This window comes from Streptomyces soli (assembly GCF_003999195.1).
GTDB classification, from domain to species: Bacteria; Actinomycetota; Actinomycetes; order Streptomycetales; family Streptomycetaceae; genus Actinacidiphila; species Actinacidiphila soli.
The window spans coordinates 1-4,737 of record NZ_RJVR01000015.1 but is presented as its reverse complement, the minus strand read 5'-3'; the positions used below and the strand labels follow the sequence as shown (position 1 = coordinate 4,737).

The following is a 4,737-nucleotide window of genomic DNA, read 5'->3' as shown; positions in this document are numbered from 1 at the left end:
CGTGCGGCCTGGCCGCGGACCGTGACCTGGTCTCCGCAGCGCTCGCCGCACACACCACCCTGACCGACCCCGACGACCCAGCCACCGCGCGTCTGGACGCTGTCCAGGCGCGCAACACTCAGATCGTGTTCTCCCCAGGGCTGCAAGAGGCCCTGTCGAGTCAACCGCAGCGAGGCGCTCGCCCCACCCGGGGCCGCGCCCACGCGGCAGCCCACCAGCCCGGAACCCTAGTTCCCGGGCAGCGGGCCTCTGCTCGGCAAAACATCGCCACCCGTAACGTGCCCACCCCGGATGAGACCCGACCCGCAACCACGCGGCACAAGGCCCACGCCGGAACAGCACGCCAGCGCGACCCGGTACCACAGGCACCAGGTCACGCCGGAACGGAAACGGCATCCCACACCAATACGGGATGAGTCTTAGCTGTTGTGGCTTTGGCTTTGGCTCAGCGGGGGTCGAGGCCCTTGTTGAGCAGCCACTGCAGCGGGTCGATGGCGGCGCCGCCGTTGGGGCGCACCTCGAAGTGGAGGTGCGGGCCGGTGGAGTTTCCCGAGTTGCCGGAGTAGGCGATGACGTCGCCGGCCTTGACCGAGCCGGACCGGATCTTGGTGCTGCTGAGGTGGCAGTACCAGGTCTCGGTGCCGTCGGGGGAGGTCACTATGGCCATGTTGCCGTAGGAGCTGTTCCACTGGGTGCGGACGGTGCCGTCGGTCGCGGCCATCACGGGGGTGCCGTAGCTGACCGGGAAGTCGATGCCGGTGTGGACCGACATCCAGTTGACGCCGGCCTGGCCGAAGTAGGCGCTGAGGCCCTTCTGCGTCACCGGGAGCAGGTATTTGGGGCGGGCGGCCTCCTTGACGGCGGCCTCCTCTTCTTTCTTCTTCTTTTCCGCCGTCTGGCGTTCCTTGAGGTCGATCCGCTCCTGCGTGCGGCTTGCGCGGTCCGCGAAGTCGTTCGCGTCCCGGCTGACCCCGGCCAGTTGCTGGTCGAGCTTGGTGGTGACGGTGCTGGTGGCAGCGTCGGCCTGGGTCGTCGTGGTTCCGACGCCGGTGCTGTTGCTGGTCACGGTGGCGGCGGCGCAGGCCGCGACGCCCATGACAGCGACCGAGGGGAAGGCGACGGTGAGCAGTGCGGAACGCTTCGCGGGGCGGCGGCGCCGGTTGCGGTTCGCGCTGCGGGGGCCGGGGAGCGCCGCGCTGGGCGGCAGCAGGATTTCCGGCTCGGGGTCGTCGAGCTCGGGTTCCGGCTCGGGTTCCAGCGCCCACTGGGGTTCCGGCGCCGACTGGGGTTCCGGGTCCGACCGGGGTTCCGGGTCCGACCGGGGTTCCGGGTCCGGCTCGGGGGCCGGGTCGAGCTGGGCTTCGGGGGGCTCGTACGCGTACGCGGGCTCGGGTTCCGGATGAGGTTCCGGTTCGTACTGCACCGGGATACCGGGCACGGGCTGGAAGTACTGCTCGGGGTACTGCTGCGGGTGCTCGTACTGCGGGTACTGCTGGTATTCGGGGTAGGCCTGGTATGCGCCGCTGTCCCAGTTCTGGCCGTAGCCGTTGTCCGGGTAGCTGCCGGGCGCCTGGGGCATCGCCCCGAAGAGTGGGTCGTCCGCATACACGGCACCCACGGTTTGGTATGAGGCGGTCGAGTAGCCGCTGTCGTACCCGTAGGTGGTGTAGTCGGGATCGTTCACCGCTTGTCTTTCGCCTGGGCAGCAGGAGAATTAGCGGCGACTGTATCTCCCCTATGGGCGACGGGACAATCTTCGGCAGGTTTCCTGACCCGCAATGCATTGTGTTCGATACGGTTTCGAGGAGCTGGGACGTTTCTGTGCCTGTCAGGCCGCGTCAGCAGCGCCGGAGGCAAGCTCCTCGCCCACCAGCGCCTCCCGGATACCGGCCGCGATGGCCGCATGGACGGGCATGGTCAGATGTCCGATTCCAGCGATGTGCACATTTCGGGCGATGAGATCCGGATGGTCGAGACGGGCCGATTCGATGGGATTCATCATTTCGTCCAGGTCGCTCCAGAAAGCGACAAAGCGTGTCCTGCAGCCGGGGGCGGGATTTGCCAGTTCGTCCATGAGTTCGGAATTCGGCCGCATTTGCCGGACGATCGGGTGCGGGTTGAGGAGCGGCGCGGCCCGGGTCCCGGTGTGCGGGGTGCCGAGGGTGACGAGGGTGCGGACGTGGGCGTCGCCGCCCAGGCACTGGACGTAATAGCGCGCGATCAGGCCGCCGAGGCTGTGGCCGACGATATCCACCTGGGTGTGGCCGGTGCGCTCGCAGACATGTTCGATATGGCGGCCGAGCAGGGCGGCGGCGGCGCGGATGTCGCAGGTGAGGGGGGAGTAGTTCAGCGCCTGGACGTGGGTCCAGCCGTTTCGCCGGAGGAAACGGCGGAGCAGCGCGAAAACCGAACGGTTGTCCACAAAGCCGTGCATGAGGAGAACGGGCGGGTGCGCGACCCCTGCGGTGGGGATGTGGGTCGGTTCGTCCGGGCCGAGTTCCTCCTCGACCAGCAGAAGCTCGCGCTCCTGGAGGATCCCGGTCGGGTAGAGGAAGAGATGCCCGGTCAGGATGGCGATCTCGACGGCGGCGGCTCGTAGGTACGCCGCGTGACGCAGCAGGCGCTCCCCGGCTCCGAAAGACAGGACGTCCATGGCCTACCTCCCGTGCGGCACGCCGGGAACTGTCCCTGTCCCCCGTGTGCCGAAGAACGCTCGAGCCCGCGCCGGGCCCCCGTCTGAACGGGGGCCGTCTGCGGGCCCAACGCGTTGCCAACATGTTTCGTGTCCCACTATGTGATTTCCCCCTCGCCGCGTGTCGTAAAACTGTCCGGGGCGGGATGCTGGCGATAACGTTCGTTCACGCTTGGGCCCGCTGAGCGCTGGAATCGTCCATGGAGGCAGTGATGGGAGTGTCCGGTCCGATCCGCGTGGTGGTGGCCAAGCCGGGGCTCGACGGCCATGATCGCGGGGCCAAGGTCATCGCGCGGGCCCTGCGGGACGCCGGCATGGAGGTCATCTACACCGGCCTGCACCAGACGCCCGAGCAGATCGTCGATACCGCGATCCAGGAGGACGCGGACGCGATCGGGCTCTCGATTCTGTCCGGCGCCCACATGACGCTCTTCGCCAAGGTCATCGACCTCCTCCGGGAGCGTGACGCGGCCGACATCCAGGTCTTCGGCGGCGGAATCATCCCCGAGGCGGACATTGCGCCGCTCAAGGCGCTCGGCGTCGCCGAGATCTTCACCCCCGGTACGCCGACCACGGCCGCCGTGGAGTGGGTCCGGGCGAATGTGCGGCAGCCGGCCGGGGCGTAATCCTCACGGGGTTCGCGTCCTCACGGTCCTCACGCGGACAGCTCGCCGAGCATCGTGGCGCGGAGCCTGAGCGTGCCGACGAGGCGCTGGAAGGCCTCGGCCCAGTACGTGCCGGCGCCGGGCGTCGCGTCGGCGGGCTCGTCCGGTATGGCCGTGAGCGGTGTGGCGCGGTCGGCCTCGGCGGGGTCGAGGCAGCGCTCGGCCAGGCCCATGACGCCGCTGAAGCTCCACGGGTAGCTGCCCGCGTCCCGGGCGATGTCGAGCGCGTCGACCACCGCCCTGCCCAGCGGCTCCGCCCAGGGCACCGCGCAGACGGCGAGCATCTGGAAGGCCTCGGAGAGCCCGTGCGAGTCGACGAACCCGGCGACCCAGTCCGCGCGCTCCCCCTCCGGGAACACCGCCAGCAGCTTCGCCGGGTCGCCGATCGGCGCCCGGCCCAGCAGCGCCCGCGCCCAGGCGGCGTCCTGCTGCCGCACGGCCGCCCGGCACCAGGCCGCGTGCAGGTCGCCCTGCCATTCGTCGGCCACGGGCAGCGCGATGATCTGCTCCGGCGTGCGGCCGCCGAAGCGCTCCCGCCAGGTCGCGAGTGGCGTCGCGTCCACCAGCTGCCCGAACCACCACGCCCGCTCCCCGCGCCCCGCCGGGGGGACCGGCAGGATGCCGTCCCGCTCCATCGCGGCATCGCAGGCATACGGCGCCTCGACGGTGATGCGGTCGCCCTCCGGGGCCAGGGCCACGCAGCTGCGGGCCCGCTCGGCCATCCGGGCGGCGAGGGCCGAGCCGGGCAGCGCGGACAGCAGCTCGGCGGCCGTCGCCCGGACATTGCGGCTGCGGTCGGACAGCGCCTGCTCCAGGAACGGCTCGTCCGCCGGGGACAGCCCGTCGCGCAGCGCGTCCACGAACATCAGCCGGTCCTCCGCCCGCTCCGTCGCCCAGGTGCCGCGCAGCAGAGCCAGGCCCTGCTCCGGGTCGCGGGCCCTTAGCCGGCCGAGCAGCGCGACGCGCTCCGTGAACAGGCCCTCCTCCCACTTCTCGGTGGTCGGCTCCAGGCCCGTGGCGCCGACGCGCAGTGCGAACCTCCAGTCGGGGTTCAGCTCCGCCAGCCACAGGGCCCGGGGGCCCGCCAGGGTGAGCGCGTCGCCGCGCAGGTCCGTACGGGCCCGGGCCGCGTCCAGCAGCGCCGGCAGTAGCGCCGGTGGAGCCGCGTACCCCTTGGCATTCGCTGCCGCCAGCCACTGAGGCAGCAGCTCCCCGAGGTTCGGCTCGGCGCTGCGCCTGCGGCCGGCTCCGCCGGTGCCGCTGCCTTTACGGTCGGCCAGGAGGAGGGCCAGCCGCCTTCTCGCCGGCTCCGGCAGCGCGGTCCGCGGGTCCGGCGGCGCGGGCCTCGGGCGCGGCCCCGCTTCCGCCGGCCGCAGCCCC

Annotated in this window: 4 protein-coding genes; 1 reads left to right on the top strand and 3 read right to left on the bottom strand. The window is 71.1% G+C overall.

Annotated features, from left to right (window positions below):
- Nucleotides 1–445 precede the first annotated feature (445 nt).
- Both EFK10_RS00800 and EFK10_RS00795 read right to left on the bottom strand, forming a co-directional pair.
- Nucleotides 446–1,684 (bottom strand): peptidoglycan DD-metalloendopeptidase family protein, encoded by a 1,239-nt coding sequence (locus EFK10_RS00800; protein ID WP_240676891.1) that lies wholly within the window; start codon nucleotides 1,682–1,684, stop codon nucleotides 446–448.
- A gap of 144 nt (nucleotides 1,685–1,828) precedes the next feature.
- Nucleotides 1,829–2,653: an esterase/lipase family protein gene (locus EFK10_RS00795; RefSeq protein ID WP_127353866.1), complete on the bottom strand. Its 825-nt coding sequence runs from the start codon at nucleotides 2,651–2,653 to the stop codon at nucleotides 1,829–1,831.
- 251 nt (nucleotides 2,654–2,904) lie between these two features.
- On the opposite strand from EFK10_RS00795, the gene EFK10_RS00790 reads away from it, so the two are divergent.
- On the top strand, nucleotides 2,905–3,318 hold the full coding sequence (locus EFK10_RS00790) for a cobalamin B12-binding domain-containing protein (protein WP_127353865.1): 414 nt from the start codon (nucleotides 2,905–2,907) through the stop codon (nucleotides 3,316–3,318).
- Nucleotides 3,319–3,347: 29 nt separating this feature from the next.
- On the opposite strand, the gene EFK10_RS00785 is transcribed toward EFK10_RS00790, so the two are convergent.
- A partial coding sequence (locus EFK10_RS00785; protein WP_127353864.1) for a DUF5691 domain-containing protein occupies nucleotides 3,348–4,737 on the bottom strand: 1,390 nt, incomplete at its 5' end.

Bases quoted from the DNA above. Each gene is read 5' to 3' on its own strand.
- EFK10_RS00795 (WP_127353866.1), bottom strand. From the start codon at position 2,653: ATGGACGTCCTGTCTTTCGGAGCCGGGGAGCGCCTGCTGCGTCACGCG.
- EFK10_RS00790 (WP_127353865.1), top strand. From the start codon at position 2,905: ATGGGAGTGTCCGGTCCGATCCGCGTGGTGGTGGCCAAGCCGGGGCTC.